At 37.8% G+C, this 20759-nt stretch carries 18 protein-coding genes; 15 read left to right on the forward strand and 3 right to left on the reverse strand.

Going from position 1 to position 20759, the window contains the following annotated elements; translation table 11 throughout:
- Nucleotides 1-12 precede the first annotated feature (12 nt).
- Together ABDJ41_RS04375 and purH are read right to left on the reverse strand one after the other, a co-directional pair.
- Nucleotides 13-1035, reverse strand: coding sequence for a rod shape-determining protein (locus ABDJ41_RS04375; RefSeq protein WP_084291510.1), 1023 nt, complete (start codon nucleotides 1033-1035; stop codon nucleotides 13-15).
- An 87-nt stretch (nucleotides 1036-1122) separates the two neighbouring features.
- The gene (gene purH, locus ABDJ41_RS04380) at nucleotides 1123-2649 is read right to left on the reverse strand and encodes a bifunctional phosphoribosylaminoimidazolecarboxamide formyltransferase/IMP cyclohydrolase (protein ID WP_349784528.1); all 1527 of its coding nucleotides are present in this window, start codon (nucleotides 2647-2649) and stop codon (nucleotides 1123-1125) included.
- A 484-nt stretch (nucleotides 2650-3133) separates the two neighbouring features.
- Between purH and ABDJ41_RS04385 the strand changes: the two genes are divergently transcribed.
- Entirely contained in the window at nucleotides 3134-3556 is a 423-nt protein-coding gene (locus ABDJ41_RS04385) for a GNAT family N-acetyltransferase (RefSeq protein WP_349784529.1), read from the forward strand.
- A gap of 14 nt (nucleotides 3557-3570) precedes the next feature.
- On the opposite strand, the gene purN is transcribed toward ABDJ41_RS04385, so the two are convergent.
- Nucleotides 3571-4149 carry a phosphoribosylglycinamide formyltransferase gene (gene purN, locus ABDJ41_RS04390; protein WP_349784530.1) on the reverse strand — a complete coding sequence of 193 codons (579 nt, stop codon included), beginning with the start codon at nucleotides 4147-4149 and terminating at the stop codon, nucleotides 3571-3573.
- A gap of 243 nt (nucleotides 4150-4392) precedes the next feature.
- Between purN and ABDJ41_RS04395 the strand changes: the two genes are divergently transcribed.
- The 14 genes from ABDJ41_RS04395 (at nucleotide 4393) to rny (ending at nucleotide 20690) form a co-directional block, all read left to right on the forward strand.
- On the forward strand, nucleotides 4393-5133 hold the full coding sequence (locus ABDJ41_RS04395) for a superoxide dismutase (protein ID WP_349784531.1): 741 nt from the start codon (nucleotides 4393-4395) through the stop codon (nucleotides 5131-5133).
- A 149-nt stretch (nucleotides 5134-5282) separates the two neighbouring features.
- Nucleotides 5283-6521 (forward strand): helix-turn-helix domain-containing protein, encoded by a 1239-nt coding sequence (locus ABDJ41_RS04400; RefSeq protein ID WP_349784532.1) that lies wholly within the window; start codon nucleotides 5283-5285, stop codon nucleotides 6519-6521.
- Nucleotides 6522-6729: 208 nt separating this feature from the next.
- Nucleotides 6730-10296, forward strand: a complete 3567-nt coding sequence (locus ABDJ41_RS04405; RefSeq protein ID WP_349784533.1) for an MBG domain-containing protein — start codon at nucleotides 6730-6732, stop codon at nucleotides 10294-10296.
- An 81-nt stretch (nucleotides 10297-10377) separates the two neighbouring features.
- Nucleotides 10378-11265: a PorP/SprF family type IX secretion system membrane protein gene (locus tag ABDJ41_RS04410; protein ID WP_349784534.1), complete on the forward strand. Its 888-nt coding sequence runs from the start codon at nucleotides 10378-10380 to the stop codon at nucleotides 11263-11265.
- Between the two features lie 126 nt (nucleotides 11266-11391).
- The gene (rpsT, locus tag ABDJ41_RS04415) at nucleotides 11392-11646 is read left to right on the forward strand and encodes a 30S ribosomal protein S20 (protein WP_099440835.1); all 255 of its coding nucleotides are present in this window, start codon (nucleotides 11392-11394) and stop codon (nucleotides 11644-11646) included.
- A 72-nt stretch (nucleotides 11647-11718) separates the two neighbouring features.
- Nucleotides 11719-12417 (forward strand): RadC family protein, encoded by a 699-nt coding sequence (gene radC / locus ABDJ41_RS04420; protein WP_349784537.1) that lies wholly within the window; start codon nucleotides 11719-11721, stop codon nucleotides 12415-12417.
- A gap of 29 nt (nucleotides 12418-12446) precedes the next feature.
- Entirely contained in the window at nucleotides 12447-13283 is an 837-nt protein-coding gene (locus tag ABDJ41_RS04425; protein ID WP_349784539.1) for an endonuclease/exonuclease/phosphatase family protein, read from the forward strand.
- A 29-nt stretch (nucleotides 13284-13312) separates the two neighbouring features.
- Nucleotides 13313-14050 (forward strand): prolipoprotein diacylglyceryl transferase, encoded by a 738-nt coding sequence (locus ABDJ41_RS04430; protein WP_349784540.1) that lies wholly within the window; start codon nucleotides 13313-13315, stop codon nucleotides 14048-14050.
- Complete coding sequence (locus ABDJ41_RS04435) at nucleotides 14047-15438, forward strand: radical SAM protein (RefSeq protein ID WP_349784541.1); 1392 nt, start codon at nucleotides 14047-14049, stop codon at nucleotides 15436-15438. The genes ABDJ41_RS04430 and ABDJ41_RS04435 overlap by 4 nt, the downstream gene beginning before the upstream one ends.
- A gap of 31 nt (nucleotides 15439-15469) precedes the next feature.
- On the forward strand, nucleotides 15470-15661 hold the full coding sequence (locus ABDJ41_RS04440; RefSeq protein WP_349784542.1) for a hypothetical protein: 192 nt from the start codon (nucleotides 15470-15472) through the stop codon (nucleotides 15659-15661).
- Nucleotides 15662-15764: 103 nt separating this feature from the next.
- Entirely contained in the window at nucleotides 15765-18164 is a 2400-nt protein-coding gene (gene pheT, locus ABDJ41_RS04445; RefSeq protein WP_349784544.1) for a phenylalanine--tRNA ligase subunit beta, read from the forward strand.
- 20 nt (nucleotides 18165-18184) lie between these two features.
- Entirely contained in the window at nucleotides 18185-18475 is a 291-nt protein-coding gene (locus ABDJ41_RS04450; protein WP_349784545.1) for a hypothetical protein, read from the forward strand.
- Between the two features lie 30 nt (nucleotides 18476-18505).
- Entirely contained in the window at nucleotides 18506-18796 is a 291-nt protein-coding gene (locus ABDJ41_RS04455) for a cell division protein ZapA (protein WP_349784546.1), read from the forward strand.
- A gap of 331 nt (nucleotides 18797-19127) precedes the next feature.
- Entirely contained in the window at nucleotides 19128-20690 is a 1563-nt protein-coding gene (rny, locus tag ABDJ41_RS04460) for a ribonuclease Y (protein WP_349784547.1), read from the forward strand.
- Nucleotides 20691-20759: the final 69 nt, after the last annotated feature.

The raw sequence follows: 20759 nt of genomic DNA on the forward strand, positions 1-20759 counted from the left end.
ATCGTTATCTTATTACTGCATTAAAAATTTAAAGCCACCAATGTTTTTCAGGGCTATACCAGTACCACGTACAACAGCACGAAGAGGATCTTCTGCTACGTGAACCGGAAGCTTTGTTTTTGCTGCAACACGTTTATCCAAGCCACGAAGTAATGCACCACCACCGGTTAAATAAATACCAGTCTGGTAGATATCCGCTGAAAGTTCCGGAGGAGTAATCTCCAAGGCCTTAAGAATTGCTTCTTCAATTTTTGAAATTGATTTATCAAGGCAGTGTGCTATTTCAGTATAAGATACAGTAATCTGTTTAGGAACGCCTGTCATCAGGTCTCTACCTTGTACCGCAAAGTCTGAAGGTGGATCTTGTAATTCAGGTAAAGCAGCACCGACTTCAATTTTAATCTTTTCGGCAGTACGGTCACCAATCATAATGTTGTGCTGGCGACGGATGTAATTTACAATATCAGAATCGAAGTTATCTCCTGCAACACGGATAGACTGATCACAAACAATACCGGACAATGCGATTACTGCAATTTCAGTAGTACCACCACCTATGTCAATAATCATATTACCCATCGGCTCTTCCACATCAATCCCGATACCTACAGCTGCAGCCATCGGTTCATGAATCAGGTATACCTCTTTAGCTCCTGCAATTTCCGCTGAGTCCCTAACCGCACGTTTCTCAACTTCGGTAATTCCTGAAGGAATACAGATCACCATTCTTAAAGATGGGAACATCCATCCCTTACCACCATTCAACATACGGATCATCCCTTTAATCATAGCTTCAGCAGCATTAAAGTCTGCAATTACACCATCTTTTAAGGGTCTTACGGTACGTATGTTGTCATGGGTTTTACCCTCCATTTGCATGGCTTGTCTCCCAATGGCTATGATTTTATTTGTCTGTCTGTCAAAAGCAACGATTGAAGGTTCATCAACTACTACTTTGTCATTATGTATAATCAAGGTGTTTGCTGTACCTAAATCGATAGCAACTTCTTGTGTAAACCAATTAAATAGACCCATTTATAGGTAATAAATTAAGTATTAAAAATTCTGTGTTCTATATTAATGTAAAACTACGGCTTTTTATTGTATTCGCAGACAAATAAATTAGTGTTTAAAGTGACGTACTCCGGTAGTAACCATGGCGATTCCCTTCTCATTAGCCATATTTATAGAATCTGCATCTTTAATTGAACCACCTGGTTGTAAAACTGCAGTGATACCTGCTTCAGCAGCAATTTCAACACAATCAGGGAATGGGAAAAATGCATCAGATGCCATAACAGACCCTTTTAAGTCAAAACCAAAAGCTTCAGCTTTAACAATTGCTTGTTTTAAGGCGTCAACTCTTGAAGTCTGACCTACACCACTTGATAATAACTGGTCGTTCTTAACAAAAACTATGGTGTTCGACTTAGTATGTTTTACAATTTTATTAGCAAAGAATAAATCTTTAAGCTCTTGCTCAGTAGCCAATTTTTCAGTTACTGAAGTCATTTGTTCCGGACCCTCGATAATTAAATCTTTATCTTGCTCAATTACTCCGTTCAATAAAGTTTTAAACTGGGTCTTGCTCAGCTCAACTTCATTACGTTGTAAAATTACTCTGTTCTTTTTAGCACGGAATAACTCAACAGCCTCTGGTGCATAAGAAGGAGCGATTAATACTTCGAAGAACAATTTGTTAATTTCTGTTGCAGTAGCCAGGTCAATTTCTCTGTTGGCAATCAATACCCCACCAAAAGCTGAAACCGGGTCACATGCAAGTGCAACATTCCATGCTTCAAGGATAGTAGCTTTTGAAGCCACACCACAAGCATTGGTATGTTTTAGAATGGCGAAAGTTGGCGCATCGAATTCATCAATTAAAGCTACAGCCGCATCAACGTCAACAAGGTTGTTATAGGAAAGCTCTTTACCATTTAATTTGGTAAACATAGCGTCTAAATCACCAAAGAATACACCTTGCTGATGTGGGTTTTCACCGTATCTTAAAGTTTGTGCCTGATTGATGCTGTGTTTAAATACATTTAGCGGCTCTTCATTATTGAAGTAATTGAAGATTGCAGTATCGTAATGAGAAGAAGTGTGGAATGCTTTTTTAGCGAAGGCTTTACGCTGAGCTAAAGTGGTCTCACCATTTTGTGCTTCCAGCTGTTGTTGTAAAGTCGAATAGTCATCTTTAGAAGCAAGAATCACAACATCATTGAAGTTCTTTGCAGCTGCTCTGATTAATGAAATACCACCGATGTCAATTTTCTCGATGATCTCAGATTCAGAGCCCCCGCCTTTTACTGTTTCTTCAAACGGATATAAGTCAACAATAACCAGATCAATTTCAGGAATTTCATACTCAGCAATTTGCTCCTGATCGCCAGTAAGTGCTCTGCGGTTTAAAATACCACCGAAAACTTTAGGGTGTAATGTTTTTACACGACCACCTAAAATTGAAGGGTAGCCAGTAAGGTCTTCAACAGCAGTAACAGGAATATTCAGGTCTTTAATAAACTGTTCAGTACCTCCGGTAGAGAATAATTGTACTCCTTGCGCTGCAAGTGTTCGAACCAGTGGCTCTAAACCATCTTTGTAATAAACTGAAATTAAAGCGTTTTTGATCTTTATTGATTGACTCATTGGGGAAAAATTTTGAGCCGCAAAGTTACCTGTTTTTCTTTTATTGTCAAATGATTATTTGTGGTATTCTCAACTAGGTTTGGTGTAGGAGAAGGTTGCCTGTTTTCTAGTCCGTTTAGGAAATAAGCTTTAGATGCATTGCGATTTGATTCTTATCAATGAATTTATACGATTATATCTATACATTGTTGTTACATCTTAAGGACTTTAGGTGGTTTTTTTCATTAGATTTATTAATCAATAAACAAATACACTAGGTCTATTATGTGCAGAATGGAGAAAATTAAAATACAAGGTTATGAGTCAACCGGGAACTTACTTTTAAAGATTATAATAATCCTGAAATGATTAATAATAGCCGGTACAGAGTACCTTCCAAAAGATTATGTAATGATGCTTGCAAGTATTCTTGTATTCAGATAAGTTGAAAATTTAGTACCTTTGCCCTTATTATTTATTGTACAAAGCGAATAGTTAAAAGGTTATGAAATACCAGGCGAAATACCAAGATGTAGATCCTGGAACATATATCCATCTAAGGGTATCAAGTGGCTTAAGCCCTAAAACCCTCGAAGCTGCAAAAATTGGATTAAATAACTCGATTTGCAGTGTAGTTATCCTGGATGTATCAAACAATGACCAACCAGTAGGTATGGGCCGTATTATTGGCGATGGGGCTTGTCATTGCCAGATTGTTGATATCTGCGTTTTACCCGCACACCAAAAGCAGGGCCTTGGTAAATTGATTATGCAATACCTTAAAGACTTTATAGATGAATCTTTGCCTGCATCCTGCTATATCAGTCTTATTGCTGACGGGGATGCCTATAGACTGTACGAATTGTATGGCTTTAAAGAAGTTTGGCCCGCATCACGTGGTATGGCCTTTTCTAAAGCGGTAAAGTAATCATAATCTGTAACCTACTTCTTTATTTTTTTGATAACGCTTTCTACAATTCTTGGATAATGAAGGTGCTCCAGTTGCTGCCCTTTAAATTTAACCATTTCAAGGTTGTCATCTTTTTCGATGCGATATTTAGCCTGATAAATGTATTCCCCTTCATCGTAGTTTTCATTTACATAATGAATGGTGATACCACCTTCAGGTTCTCCAGCAGCCATTACAGCATGGTGAACATAGTCGCCATACATGCCTTTACCTCCAAATTTTGGTAAAATTGCAGGGTGGATATTAATGATACGTCCAGGGTATTCAGCAATGAGCTTTTTAGGAATTAACCATAAGAATCCAGCAAGAACAATAAGGTCTATTTCCAGGTTTTTTAACAGATCTATAATGTTCTCTGTGTGATAAAATTCGTGTCTGTCAAAAATATGAGATGGAATTTCAAAATTATCCGCTCTTTGTAAAACAAAAGCATCTGGATTGTTCGTGAGAACCAGGGCTACTTCAGCTTCTGTACTCTTTTTAAAATGCTCCATTATTTTTTGAGCGTTGGATCCTGATCCTGAGGCAAATATAGCTATGCGTTTTTTCATGACGTTTTTCTTAGGGTATGATATTCTGCAATAAAGCCATAATTAGCCCCTTTATTGAATGATCAAAGATAAAAATTAATCATTAGGTTCAAAAAAAGAGCATTATACTGGAAATAGTAATCATTGTTCAAATTGTTGAGACTATGTAAAAATTAGAAGACGTGTAAACTTTTTTCCGCGAGATCAGTTTCTTTATATTAAGGACGCTCACCAAGCTTGGTAATCAATAAAACAATAGAAATTATGGAATCGAACAATAGAAGGAATTTTATTAAAAATACTTTAACAGCTTCATTAGCTATGGCAATAGGTACTCCTGTTTTGCTAAATGGAGGAATTGCTCAGGCAACTGATTTTATCGATAGTAATGATAATAACTTTACTGCTTTTAAGTTTACGCAGTCTCCTTTAAAGTATGCTTACAATGCACTTGAACCTAATATTGATGCGCAAACGATGGAGATTCATTATACAAAACACCATGCCGCCTATGTTAAAAATGTAAATGATGCTATCGCTGCTGAAAAAATACCATACGCAACAGTAAAAGAGTTTTTTAATAATGCATCGAAGCTGTCGGCCAAGGCACGTAATAATGGTGGTGGTGCATGGAATCATAATTTCTTTTTTGATACACTAAAGGCGGGTACTTCTACAGGGCCACAAGGTCGCTTAAAACAGGCTATAGATAAAGCATTTGGATCTGTAGATAAGTTCAAGGAACAGTTTTCAGCCGCTGCGGCTTCACGCTTTGGCTCCGGCTGGGCCTGGCTGGTTAATGATAAAGGGACTTTGAAAATTACCTCTACTGCTAATCAGGATAATCCCCTTTTTGATACTGCTGAAATAAAAGGTACGCCTTTACTGGGCCTGGATGTCTGGGAGCATGCTTATTACTTAAAATATCAGAATAAACGTACAGATTATATCGCCAATTGGTGGAATACAATAGATTGGGATGTAGTGAGCAAAAGGTACGCTTAGATTTTTTTGTAAAATCTATTAACTTTAGGGTATTTTTCTGGTGTAAATTTGCTTTGACTTTATTTTTTTAATAATTTCGATCTAAAATAGCTGTGTGTAGTTAATGAAGTGGTGATAAGCTGTTATTTTTTATACTAGATGCTTTTTAGGTGATAAGTTTTTACGATATCCTCGTAGTAGGGGGGATTTTTACTAGTTTTATTACAAGTGCGCTACTTTTTACAAAAGGTAGGTACCAATTACATGCAAACCGACTTTTAGGAATAGTAATTTTTACCTGGGGTTGGTACGCTTTGCTCTACTTGTTGGTTATAACTGGCTGGTTAAAATTTGTACCTGGAATATTTCGCTTAGGAAGCCCACTTTATTACCTTATCCCGGCATGTAGCTATCTTTATATCAGGAGTATTTTGTTGGATGAAACTAAGTTTAGAAAGTATGACTGGCTTCATTTTATTCCTGCAGTTTTAAATGTAATTGATTTGCTGCCTTTTTATTTTGCCGATATGGAGACTAAAAGGCTTGTTGCGCAAACTATTACTAGTAATTTTAACATGTCATTTCAGAAAGGGTCGGGTTTTATACCTGCTTTCTGGCATTTTCAGTTCCGGTGGATCATTGGTGTTATTTATCTGGTTTTTCAATGGCTGATTTTATATCGGATTGTCCTACGCGACGGGCTTAAAGGTTTTAAAGAAGTGGCTACCTGGTTATTTACTTTTACGATCTTTTGCTCTATTATTTATATAGGTTTAGGGACGATGTCTGTTATTGCCTGGATTAACCTGGGTTCTCCGGCGAATGCGCTCTCATCTGCCCGATCAGTCCCAACGCTTTTACAGGTTCTTGGTTTTACTTGTTTAAGTATGTATCTCTTTTTTAAACCGCATGTATTGTATGGTATACCGAGAAGCATTTATTCAGTATCATGCAATGAAATACCTGAAAGTTACAATACTGCAAGTGAAACGGAAGTGTCAATTGTTGAAGGTAGTACTTCCGATAGTCCCCGTGAATCTCCGTTTAACCCTGAATTGATGCGGTTTTATGTGGAAAAGCTGGAAGATTATTTTGATGCAGAAGAACCATTCAGGAAACAAGGATTTACTGTGACTGAGCTGGCTCTGGCATTAAAGATGCCGTTACATCATTTATCTTACGTTTTAAATCATCATTACAAGCAACGTTTTACTGATTTTATCAATAGTTATCGGATTAATTTCGTGAAACAGGAGATGGAAAATAGTAATTGGCGTTCTTATACACTTGAGGGTTTGGCGAAAAAATCTGGGTTTTCATCAAGAAGTACCTTTTCTGCCGCCTTTAAAAAGTTTACAGGCACAAGTCCATCGCAATATTTGCTGTTAAAAGAGAAGTCGCAACAATAAGTGTGTTGTTTATCAGTTTGTTAGTCTGTCATTTGCTTTGATTTTTGAGTGGGTTTTTATGTCCTGATTTAAGAAGTTAGGACATAATTACTTTTCATTTCTTTACACGAAAGCAATAGTCGGTTTATTTTTGTTGGATTAGTTTATTGATAATAATTCAAAATTTTTGACTTGAATTATGTCATGTTACACAATCTAAATTAAATTTATGCTTAAAAAACTACCCCTATTTCCTTGGTGGTCAAGGTTCATGTTTCTATGCTGCTTACTCATTTTTAATGGAGGATTAAGTGCACAAACTGTTTACAATTTTACAAATGCTGGTGCCTCAGGGCGGCAGGGTCCTACACAGGCAATGCTTAATACTGCTTATACAGGAACAACTCTAAATGGTAAGGTGACTATGAATGCGCTCCGTGGGATTCAGCAATTTACTGTTCCTGTAGCCGGAAGATACTCCCTTGAAGTATGGGGAGCTGGTGCAAATGGCTCCTTTGGCGCTAAAATTAAAGGGGAATTCAATTTTACACAGGGACAGGTGCTGTACATTGCCGTTGGGCAACAAGGAGTGGCCGCTGGTGGAAATGGGGGCTCATTTGTTAGCACTGGAGCTTCTTTAGCTGCTTCTACGCCTGTAATAGTGGCAGGCGGGGGGGCTGGAACCCCGAACGAACCTGTGAGTACCTTAAATATAACTGCTACTTATAATAATAATGGGAATAATGGAAATACAGGGCTTGGAGGTACTAATGGTTCTGGAGGCCAAACAAATAAGGGTAATGGCCCGGCTGGCGGCGGCGGAGGCGGCGGTTTTTACGGAAATGGAATAAATACTTCCGGATATGGCAGGCCGGGAAAAAGTTTTATCAATGGTGCAGAAGGTGCAGATGTTTCAATGGAAGACCCAAGTATTGGTGGATTTGGTGGTGGTGGCTCCGGATTTACGCACAATGAACCAGCCGGTGGCGGGGGATATTCAGGTGGAGGCGGTGGCGGTTACCAGGATTATTCCGGTGCTTATGCCAGTTCAAGGTATGGCGGTGGTGGAGGGTCTTTTAATTCCGGACTTTTACCAACTAATTTAGGGATTACAAATATTGGTAACGGAAAGGTTGTACTAACCCATTTATTTAGTGCCGGGATTACCCAAACTGCCTCAATATTGTGTAACGGATCTTCAACGGGAGCTTTATCTGTTTCAGTCAGCGGGGGTGTTGCTCCATATACCTATTTATGGTCTAATGGAGGAAAAACGGATGCTATAAGTGGTTTATCCGCTGGATTATATACCGTTACGGTAACTGATGCCGGAGGGAAAGAAACCTCAACGTCATTTTCTTTAACACAGCCTGCTCCCGTTTCGATTACCGGTAATCCATCAAATTCTTCTATCATTTCAGGTAGTAATGCCGCTTTTACAACATCCGCTACAGGTTCCAGCCTTGTATATCAATGGCAGCTAAAAACAGGTAGTGATTTTACTGATATTTCAAATTCAGGGGTCTATAGTAATGCTACCACTGCGACATTAAATATTACAGGAGCGCCAGCTGCTATGAATGGGACTCAATATCGTTGTGTTGTTCGTAGCGGCACTTGCGAGGGTAAAACCAGTACATCTGCAACTCTTACAGTAAATAAACGCACACAAGCTATAACTGGGTTTAATTTAGGAACAATTACCTACGGAGATGCAGCCCCGCTGTTATCTGCTTCTGCCAATTCTGGTTTACTTGTCGCTTATACAAGTTCGGATCCTGATGTTGCCACTGTGAACAATAATATCATCACAATTGTGGGAGTCGGAACTACGCAAATTACAGCTTCACAAAGTGGAAATGATAGCTATGAGGCAGCTACAGATGTTGTGCGCACGCTCACTGTTAATCCTAAATCCTTAAGTATTACGGCACATAATCGAAGTAAATCTTATGGGGAAACATTTACGTTTAGTAGTGATGATTATACGGTAAATGGTCTCATCAACGGTAATATGGTAAACAGTCTGACTATAACCAGTACGGGTTCGGTAGCCGGTGCTGTTGTAGCGTCTACACCATATGCAATTGTAATATCAGATGCGATTGGATCAGGTTTAGAAAATTACCTGATCAATTATGTGCCTGGAGAATTAACGGTTAATCGAAGAGGACTGACGGTAGTCAATTCAAATCGTTCCAAGACTTATGGAGAAGTATTACTTGATGCTGATTTTTCAGGAAGTATTTCTGGGGTTGTTAATAATGATAACATCACTGTAAGTCGCAATAGTACGGGGGCAATAGCTACAGCTGGATCAGGAATGACCTATCCAATTGTGGCAACAGTGCAGGATCCAAATAATAAATTAGCTAATTATATACTGAATAATCAAAATGGACTGTTGACTGTAGCTAAAAAAGTATTAACTATTACGGCAGAAAATAAAGAGAAATTTGCAGGCACAGCTAATCCTCCGTTAACAGTAAGTTATTCCGATTTTGCAAACAACGAAACAGCTGCGGTATTCACTACTCAGCCTGCAGTAACTACTACAGCTACTTCTTCTAGTCCAATTGGCGATTACCCTATAACAGTCAGCGGAGCAGTAGCTGCTAACTATGACATTCGGTATATTGCAGGTAATCTTAAAATAAAACCGGGAGCACCAACAAGTATTGCTCTTTCAGGTGTAGTACTTTATGAAAATAATACCGTGGGAACGAATGCAGGAACTTTGAGTAGTACATCTGATGATCCTTCTGCAACTTTTACATATACACTTGTGACTGGAACTGGTGATATTGATAATGCACGATTTACGATCAATGGAAATAAAGTAAATGCGGCGGCGGTTCTGGATTTTGAGACTAAATCAACTTATCGTATTCGCGTAAGAAGTACTACCCAGCATGGACTTAGTCTGGAGAGAGAAATGACTATTGTCTTGACTGATGTAAATGAGAGTCCGACACTGGAAGCTGTTGCTAATCAGGTTATCTGTTTTACCACATCGGCACAAACTATTCGTTTAACGGGCATCAGTGCCGGACCAGAAAGTGGACAAACCACGGTTTTAAGTGTAGCCAGCAATAATGCTGATTTGTTTGAGGATTTAACCGTAGCTGGAAGTGGTGCTACGGGAGCAATAAACTACAGGATTAAATCAGGTGCAGTCGCAGGAACAGCAGTGGTGACTATAACCGTGAAAGATAATGGAGGTACTGCCAATGGCGGGGTAGATACTTATAGCAAAACATTTGTGATTACCGTAAATGCTTTACCAATTGTTTCAATCAATAGTAATAAAGGAGCAGAGATTAGTAAAGGAGAAACAGTATTGTTAAGTGCTACCGGAGGTTCGACTTATGTGTGGGCTGATGCAAATGGTATTATTTCAGGCCGGAATTCTGCCGTGCTTGAGGTCAGACCTCGTGAAACGACTACCTATACAGTAACAGCGACCAATGCCAGCGAATGTTCAGAAACGAAGACTTTCACGCTTACAGTATTGGATGATCTGGCTAAAATCAAGGCAACAAATATCATGTCTCCAAATGGTGATGGCATTAATGATAAATGGGTGGTTGAAAACATTGACTTTTACCCAAATAATGAAGTGAAGATTTTTGACAAGGCAGGACGCTTTATATATAGTAAAAAAGGATACGATAACAGCTGGGATGCTACCTTAAATGGAATGCCTTTAGCTGAAGGTACCTATTACTATGTGATTGACTTTGGTGTAAACAGACGGAAGATTAAAGGCTTTATTACTGTTGTCAGACAAAATTAAGCCAATTGAATAAGATAAAACTGTATGAATTGAGCCAGCCATCAAAGGGCTGGTTCAATCATCATAATTATTAATAAATAGATGGAGAAATTATATAAAACATTGTTGTTGGTTGTCTTAACAGCGATAGGTACTACAGTTAAAGGACAGTTGAACCCGCTGTCGGCACAATATTATACCAATCAATATCTGATAAATCCTGCTTTTGCAGGTGCTGCTAAGGGGTTGAAATTGAATGGGGCTTATCGCAAGCTCTGGAACAATGTGGAGGGGTCACCCTTAACACAAAGCTTAACTGCGGATTATGGTTTTAACAAAGTTGGATTGGGGTTAACAGTAAACAATGAAAGTGCAGGTTTAGAAAGACAGACCCGTGTGCTTGGTAGTTATTCATATCATCTGGCATTAAATGATAACAATCGACAGTTGCATTTTGGGGTGTCCCTGGGGTTTTCGAACCAGCGTCTGGGAAATTCAGATATGTATGGTGATCCGAATGATCCGAGTATAGGGCAGTATAATGATCGCAAGACTTACTTGGATGGTGATTTCGGGGTCGCTTATACATCAGATGGATTGAATATTCAGGCTGCTGTTCCAAATCTTAAAAGTGTATTAAAAAAGGATGTGATCAAATTGGCAGATGTGGCGACTTTTTATACCGCTGTAAGCTATAAGATCGGAATCAGTGAAGGGGCAGAGGGAATGGATATAGAGCCAAAATTTGCTTATCGCGGAGTGAAAGGTTTCGATAATATCTGGGATGCTGGTGCGCAGTTGGGGATAGCAAATAAACAAGTACTTTTGATGGGTATGTATCATAGTACTAAAAGTGCCACCTTCGGATTGGGGATGGATTACAAAAAGAAATACCTGATCAGCGGAACTTACACTACACAGACTTCTGCACTGAGTGCTTATACCAATGGAAGCTTCGAACTCAATTTAAGGGTAAATCTTAGCAAATAAATATCAGTTGAAAAAATATTTGCATAATGCCTTTGTAAATTAAAAACATTAATTCTATATTTGCAGTCCGAAAAATAGAACAATAAAGGGCGTGAGCTCTAAAAATAAAAATATTAATAACATAAAATGGCAAATCATAAATCTTCAATAAAAAGAATTAGAGCAAACGCAACTAAACGTTTACGTAACAGGTACCAGGCTAAAACAACTCGTACGTTTATCAAAAGATTGCGTGCTGCAGAAGATAAAAAAACAGGATTAGAATTACTTCCTAAAGTAGTATCTATGCTTGATCGTTTAGCTAAAAAGAATGTTATTCACAAAAACAAAGCAGCTAACAATAAATCTAAGCTGACTAAATTTGTTAATGGCTTAAAATAAACATAGCTTTATAATATTATAGAACGGGATATGCAATGCATATCCCGTTTTTTTGTTTAAAGATATTTTTATATGAAACCATATAGGGAAAAACTAGGTATAAAATCTTGGGCAGAAGCAGACCGGCCACGTGAAAAGCTATTACTTAAAGGTAGGCGGCAACTTACTGATGCAGAGTTGATCGCTATTTTAATAGGTTCAGGAAATAGGGGCGAAACAGCTGTAGACCTGAGTAGAAGGATGTTGGGTACTTACGACAATGATCTGGATAAACTTGGAAGAGTAACAGTAAAGGAATTATCTAAATTCAAAGGTATAGGCGAGGCAAAAGCAATTACCATTGTTGCTGCTTTAGAGATCGGAAGAAGAAGGAAAGAGATCGCTAAAAAGGAAGCAGTTAAGATAACCTCTTCAACTGCTGCTTTTGAAGTATTGATTCCTGTGTTTGCAGATCTGGATCATGAAGAGTTTTGGATTTTAATGCTCAATCATGCTAATTGTGTGATTGGCAAACAGTCGATTAGTAGTGGGGGCTTAGCGGGGACAGTAGCTGATCCTAAAATTATCTTTAAAATAGCGCTTGAACATAATGCTTCTGCTGTGATTCTGGCACACAATCATCCTTCAGGAAATTTAACACCAAGTGAGGAGGACATTGATATTACCAAAAAGTTAGTCTTAGCAGGAAGTTTGCTGGATTTGCAGGTTCTTGATCATTTGATTGTAACAGATAAGTTATATTATAGTTTCGGGGACGAAGGGTTAATTTAACATTGGAGCTGTATCTTGGCTATATGAAGATGATGATTAAACTATGCTCAGTGCTATTATTGCTGAGTGTGACTGTAACTGCTCAAAGAAAACCGGCAAACTATATTAATGTAATGAGTTTTAACATTCGTTATAACAATACGAATGATGGTGTGAACGCCTGGCCAAACAGAAAGGATAATGTAAAGGCATTGGTGAAGTTTCATGATGCTGATATATTGTGTGTGCAGGAAGCTTTGGCTTTACAGGTTGATCAGCTTTCGGAAAATACAAATTACGAAAGGGTAGGAGTAGGCAGGAACGATGGTAAGCGTGAAGGCGAGTTTACTGCTATATATTTCGATAAAGACAGATTCAGGAAAAAGGATGGTGGTACATTCTGGCTTTCTGAAACACCTGAAGTGCCTTCTAAAGGTTGGGATGCAGCAATAGTAAGAATCTGTACCTGGGTAAAGCTTCATGATAAGTGGAATAAGAAAGACTTTATAGTATTCAATACACATTATGATCATGTAGGTGTTCAGGCCAGGATCGAAGCCGCTAAGCTTATCAAAAAGAAAATTATGGAGATTGCTCCAACGTTGCCGGTTATTTTAACAGGTGATTTGAATGTTACTCCTGAAACAGAAGCAATCGCTACTTTAAAATCATTTTTAACAGATACTAAAGAAGCCACTATTGAACAAGCTTATGGTCCTGAAGGAACATTCAATGGTTTTAAATTTAACGCAAAACTTCTGGATAGGATCGATTATATTTTTGTAAACAAAGGATTTAAGGTACAGAAGTATGCTTCTCTTACGGATAGCAAAGATCAGAAGTATCCATCAGATCATTTGCCGATTATGGCAAGGTTGTTCTTCTAATCATTAAAGAATCATAGAGTTTATAAAAGTTGACGTTCCCGGTTCAGTTTACATTCTTTGGTGAATCATATCACTGGCACTATATTTTTGAGCTCCTGGCTTTTTTTATAGGGGTAAGACTTTATTATTTTTTAAAGAAAGGAATAAAGGATCCGATCTCTGATGAAAATAGATTATGGATTATGTTGGGTGCTATGATCGGTGCTCTGATAGGATCGAGGGTTGTAGCGGTGCTTGAAACACCAGAGAGTTTAAGTGTGTTGACATTCAGTACTCTATATCAGAGTAAGACTATTGCAGGTGGCTTATTAGGTGGACTATTTGGTGTGGAGTTGATTAAGAAGCTGATCGGTGTAAAAGCGGCGTCGGGTGATGTATATGTGATTCCTATTATAGTGGCTTTGTTTATTGGCCGTATAGGTTGTTTTCTAATGGGGATTGAAGAGCCTGTTTATGGTGTGGAAACTTCTTTTTTTATGGGAATGGATTTGGGAGACGGACTAAAACGGCATTCTGTTGTGCTTTACGAAATGATCTATATGGTACTGCTAATGGGACTTTTCATTTTCATCAGAAAAAAGGAGATGCTGAATGGCGATCGGTTTAAACTGTTCATGGTATTGTATTTCCTGTTTCGGTTTTTAACAGAGTTTATCAAACCCTATCATCCCATTTTCTTGAATTTAAGCAGTATCCATTGGTCAGCTTTATTTATTTTTCTTTATTATTATAAATTCATCATCAGGATGATAAAACCTAAACCATGAAGACGAGAGATTATATTTATTACGATTATACTAAAAGCCTTTGCCCAGAATGCTTGATGCTTTGTGATGCTAAAATAGTTTTTCAGGATGAAAAGGTATTCATGTTAAAGAATTGTCGTGCACATGGTGATAGTAAGGTGATGATTGCTGATGATGTAGAGTATTATAAGCAGATCAGGAATTATAATAAACAATCGGAAATGCCTTTAAAGTTTAATACAAAAGTGCATTATGGTTGTCCGTATGACTGTGGATTATGTACAGATCATGAGCAGCATTCTTGTCTGACTGTTATCGAAGTGACTGATAGGTGTAATTTAAGCTGTCCGACTTGTTATGCTATGTCTTCTCCTAATTATGGACGGCACCGTACATTGGAAGAAATTAATAAAATGATGGATGTTGTAGTGGCCAATGAAGGAGAGCCTGATGTTGTTCAGCTTTCAGGTGGTGAGCCTACAGTACATCCTGATTTTTTTAAAATATTAGATCTGGCCAAAACAAAACCTATTAAACATTTAATGGTGAATACCAATGGGATAAGGATTGCAAAAGATATTGCTTTTGTAGAGCGTCTGGCTTCATATATGCCTGATTTCGAGATTTATCTGCAGTTTGATAGCTTTAGTGCTGAAGTTTTAGAGAAGTTAAGAGGAGAAGACCTTACAGAAGTAAGAAAGAAAGCAATAGATCATTTAAATCAGTTTAATGTGTCTACAACTCTTGTTGTTACTTTACAGAAAGGTGTTAACGATCATGAAATTGGTGAAATCCTGGATTATGCATTAAAGCAGAAGTGTGTAAGAGGGGTAACTTTTCAGCCTACACAGGTGGCTGGAAGAAATGACAATTATAATGATCAGGCCGGGAGGATTACATTGACAGAGGTACGTCGGAAAATATATGAACAATATCCCGTGTTTACCCCTCAGGATTTAATTCCGGTGCCTTGTAATCCAGATGCCTTATGTATGGCTTATGCCTTGAAACTGGATAATGAAGTGATTCCTATGACCCATCTGATTAATCCGGAAGATTTGTTGAACAACTCAAAAAATACAATAGTTTTTGAGCATGACGAAAAGCTAAAGGAGCACATGCTCAATTTATTCAGTACAGGCGTATCTGTTGATTGTGCAGAGGAGACGTTTGGAGAGCTGATGTGTTGTTTGCCAAGGGTGAAGTCTGATCACCTGAGTTACGACAATCTTTTCAGGATTATCATCATGAACTTTATGGATCCACTGGATTTTGATGTAAGGGCAGTAAAAAAGTCATGCGTTCACATCGTAAGTGATAAGATGAAAATCATTCCGTTTGAAACGATGAATATCTTTTATAGGGATCATAAAATAGATTCTATAAGAGAGAAATTAAACGTCAATTAACTATATTTGATTATAGACTAATATATTAAAAATGGCATTTTTTTTAATTTACTGGGCTGCTGTTGGTCTTTTGCTTTTAGTTGGTTTTATACAATTAATTGTCGATGCGGTATATAATAAGCCCTTAAAGCCAGCTTTAACTATACTGATTATTGGTGTGATTTTGATAGTTGTCGGGGCAGGAGCTTGCGCTGTGATATTAAGTAACATTAATATACACTAGTTATCTGTTTCTATTTGCTTGCGTTTTATATAATGTAAGAACATTAAGGCTTTCTGCTTTCCGCTTTAAATAATATCTTTGCGTTTTATATTGAATACGCAACATGAAGATATCATACAATTGGCTCAAACAATTCATTCAGACAGATAAAACACCACAGGAAGTATCACTTATCTTAACCGATATCGGTTTGGAAGTAGAAAGTCTGGAAACAGTACAGCCTGTTGCAGGTGGATTGGAAGGATTGGTCATCGGACATGTATTGAGTTGCGTGCAACATCCAAATGCAGATCGCTTACGTGTAACTACGGTAGATGTGGGTGGGCCCGAGCCTATTCAGGTTGTTTGTGGAGCCCCTAACGTGGCACAAGGACAAAAAGTTGTTGTTGCAACAGTAGGAACAACCGTTTATCCTAATGAAGGAGAACCTTTTAAAATCAATAAATCTAAAATACGTGGAGAAGCATCTGAAGGGATGATCTGTGCTGAAGATGAAATTGGTTTAGGCGTATCACATGATGGGATTATGGTGCTTCCAGAAGACACTGTAGTAGGTACGACGGCAAAGGCATATTTTAAATTAGAAGACGATTATCTTTTTGAAATTGGCTTAACGCCAAATAGAGCGGATGCAACATCCCATTTAGGTGTGGCAAGAGATTTAGCCGCTTACTTCCGTACATCAGTTCAGATGCCGGATATCTCAAGCTTTAAAACAGATAATGAAAGTTTGGTGATTGACGTATCAGTTGAAGATACAACCGCTTGTCCGCGCTATAGTAGTGTAACTATTAGTGGTGTTACTGTTCAGCCTTCGCCAGATTGGTTGCAAGATAAATTGAAAGTTATCGGCATCAGACCAATCAACAATATTGTAGATGTAACCAATTATGTGTTGCATGACCTTGGTGTGCCGTTGCATGCTTTTGATGCAGATCAGATAAAAGGTGGTAAAGTAAGCGTTAAGAAATGTGCAGAGGGTACTCCATTTGTAACATTAGATGGAGTAGAGCGTAAGCTTTCGGCAGAAGATCTAATGATTTGCAATGCAGAAGAGCCAATGTGTATTGCGGGTGTATTTGGTGGAAAAAGTTCTGGTGTTAGCGAGAGTACAACCAATATCTTTTTAGAAAGTGCTTATTTCAATGCGGTTTCAGTAAGAAAAACATCAAAGCGTCACTCTTTAAAGACAGATGCTTCATTCAGATTCGAGCGTGGAACTGATCCTGAAATGACTGTTACAGCTTTGAAGAGAGCAGCATTATTGATTACTGAGTTGGCTGGAGGAAAAGTATCATCTCAGGTGTCGGATTTATATCCTGATCCTGTAAAACCATTTGATGTAGAGGTTACTTATCAGAATATTACCAGATTAATTGGTACCGATATTCCTTCCGATGAGATCAAATCTATTATTAAAGCTTTAGGAATTAACGTTGCCACAGAAACAGCAGAAGGATTAAGCCTTAAAGTTCCAACTTTTAAAGTAGATGTAACGCGCGAGTGTGATATCACTGAAGAAGTGCTTAGAATTTATGGATACAACAACATTCAGATTCCGAGTAAAGTAAATGCTTCACTTTCGTACACATCAAAACCAGACAAAGAGCAGACGCAACATGTGATTGCTGACATGCTTACTGCAAATGGTTATTTAGAAATCTGGTGTAACTCTTTAACAAAAGGAGCTTACTCCAAAAATCCAGAAGAAGCTGTACAAATTTTGAACCCATTAAGTTCAGATCTAAATGTAATGCGTCAACATCTGTTGATGCCTGCATTGGAGAGTGTGGCTTATAATCAGAACAGGAAAACACCTGATATTAAGTTTTATGAGTTCGGTAAAACATATCACCTGATTAATGATAAATATGTAGAGCGTCCGCGCCTGTTGATCTTGCTTTCAGGAAATAATCAGACTGAGCAATGGAATCAAAAACCTACAGCAGTTAGTTTTTATCATTTGAAAGCAGCTGTAGATGCTATTATTGGTCGTCTAGGGATCACAACTTATCAGACTGAAGAATTGAAGGATGAGAACTTTGCTTTTGGATTGAAGTACTTCAGAGGTGATAAAGCTATTGTGAGTTTTGGGGCTGCAACTGCGGCTGACAGAAAGAAAGCTGATGTAGATAAAGAAGTTTATTACGCTGATTTCGACTGGGCTCTTATACTTGATATGGTAAAGAAAAATAGGATCATTAATAAAGAAGTTCCTAAATATCCGGCAGTAAGAAGAGACTTATCGATGCTGGTAGATACTGCTGTTACTTTCGATACTTTAAAGAGCATTGTGTTTAAATCAGAGAAGAAGCTGGTTAAGAATGTGCAGGTGTTTGACGTTTATGTTGGTGATAAATTGCCAGAAGGCAAGAAATCGTACGCTTTGAACTTCACTATACAAGATGAAGAACAAACGTTGACTGATAAACAAATTGATAATGTTATGCAAAAGATTATTCATAACTTAGCACAAACAGCAAAAGCAGAAATTAGAAAGTAAAAAAATATAAATATTTATTCATGTCATCAGTAGCAGATCAATTAACCTCCGTATTGCAGAAAACTGCTCGTTTAATAGAGCTTTGTAGTGCATTACAAGAAGAGAATGAGTTGCTTAAGCTGGAAAATGAATCGGTAAAAGTTGCACTTGATACCTCAAAAACCAAGAATATGGATCTTGAAGAAAAGCTAAGAGTTTTAAAATTGGCGAAAAGTATTGAGGGAACAAGTGAAAAGACACTTGATATAAAGCAAAAAATTAACGATTTTGTGCGTGAAATAGATAAGTGTGTTGTGTTACTTAAAAAATAAGTGATGCTTGAATTGAAACAAAGCTAAGAAATGGGAGAAATCTCGATAAAAATAACCATATCCGATCGTATATATCCGTTAAAGGTAAATACAGAAGAGGAAGAAATTGTAAGGCGAGCAGCCAAAATTATTAATGAGCGCATAAAGGACTATCAGGAAAATTATGCGGTTAGAGATAAACAGGATTTGCTTTCTATGGCAGTGCTGCATTATGCAACAGCAGTATTAAGAGTAGAAAATAAAGTGCAAAACCAGGATACTGCAGTTGCCGAGAAGGTTGAGGAATTGGATAGTTTATTAAACGGGTTTTTCTTAAAATAAGGTTTGTTCTTTTTACAAGTTAAGATTAGCACAAAGATATAGCCGCGGCTATTTTTTGAGTTTCACTTTTTAAAACTTAACACTTCAATATTTATAGGATTAAGAAGGTGTATTTCATTTACATTTTATGTACCTGAAAATGACTTAAATCCTAATTATAACTCGTTGAGGTTTTTAAAATTGAGACTTATTAAAATAGTTGCGGTTTTTTTTTAATTAGAAAAACCATATGTAAACAAAGAAATAAATAGTCAGATAGGATTTAAATCTAATATGGATGTATAACATCATTAAGATTGTATCTGATTAAAACAATAAATACAAATAGAGAATGGAAATATTAGGAATAATAGGATATGTACTGGCCGGCCTTGCTGTCGGGATTCTTGTAGGGAGGTTCCTGCTAAGGAATTTACTAAAGACCCAGGAGATTGCAGCCCAGACCAAAGTGAAAAAAATGCTCAAAGATGCGGAAAGCAAGGCTGAGATTTTAAAGAAGGATAGGCTGCTAGAAGCAAAAGAGAAGTTTTTGCAACTGAAATCGGAGCATGAGCAGGAAGTAAATAATAAAAACAACCAGATCAATCAAAGGGAAAATGCAATCAAGCAAAAAGAGCAAAGCATTAACCAACGTTTAGAAAATTATAACCGCAAAGAGCAGGAACTTGATAACCAAAAGAAGAACCTGGAAAAACAAACCGAGCTTGCAATTAAAAAACAAGAAGAGGTAGATGTTTTAAAGAACCAACATGTTAAACAATTGGAGACTATTGCTGGCTTAAGTGCTGATGAAGCAAAGAACCAGTTGGTAGAAAGCATGAAACAAGAAGCACGTACACAAGCTATGATCCAGGTTAAGGATATTGTAGACGAAGCTAAACTTACTGCTACTAAAGAAGCTAAAAAGGTCGTTATTCAGACCATACAGCGTACTGCTGTTGAAGCTGCAATAGAAAATACAGTTTCTATCTTCCATATCGAAAGTGATGAGATAAAAGGTCGTGTAATTGGTAGAGAAGGTCGTAACATACGTGCACTTGAAGCTGCTACAGGTATTGAGATCATCGTTGATGATACTCCTGAAGCTATTATCCTATCTGGCTTTGACCCGGTAAGAAGAGAAATTGCACGTTTGGCATTACATCGTTTGGTTACAGATGGCAGGATACACCCGGCACGTATTGAAGAGGTTGTTGCCAAAACTAAAAAACAAATTGAAGACGAAATAGTAGAGATTGGTGAGCGTACCGTAATTGATTTAGGCATCCACGGTCTTCATCCTGAGTTGATCAGAATGGTTGGACGTATGCGTTACCGTTCATCTTATGGTCAGAACTTATTACATCACTCACGTGAGGTAGCAAACTTCTGTGCGACTATGGCTGCGGAACTTGGCTTAAATGCTAAAATGGCTAAACGTGCAGGATTATTACACGATATAGGTAAAGTACCTGATGACAACCCAGAATTGCCACACGCAATTTTAGGTATGCAACTGGCTGAGAAATATAAAGAACACCCGGAGATTTGTAATGCAATTGGTGCTCACCATGATGAGATCGAGATGACTTCAATGATTTCACCAATTATTCAGGCTTGTGATGCGATTTCAGGAGCCCGTCCGGGTGCACGTCGTGAGGTAGTTGAAAGCTATATCAAGCGTTTAAAAGAGTTGGAAGAGCTTGCATTATCTTACCCAGGTGTAGAGAAAACATTTGCAATACAAGCAGGTAGAGAGCTGCGTGTAGTGGTAGAGAGCGAAAGAGTTACTGATCAGCAGGCAGAATTGCTGGCAGCGGATATTTCAAACAGGATCCAAACCGAAATGACTTATCCTGGTCAGATTAAGGTAACTGTAATCAGAGAAACAAGATCTGTGGCGTTTGCCAAGTAACCCTAAGAAGTTAAATAATTAATATGAAGCGATAGGTTATCCTATCGCTTTTCTTATTTTTACAGAATA

Origin of the sequence: Pedobacter sp. ASV1-7 (assembly GCF_040203335.1) — a bacterium.
Taxonomy (GTDB): domain Bacteria; phylum Bacteroidota; class Bacteroidia; order Sphingobacteriales; family Sphingobacteriaceae; genus Pedobacter.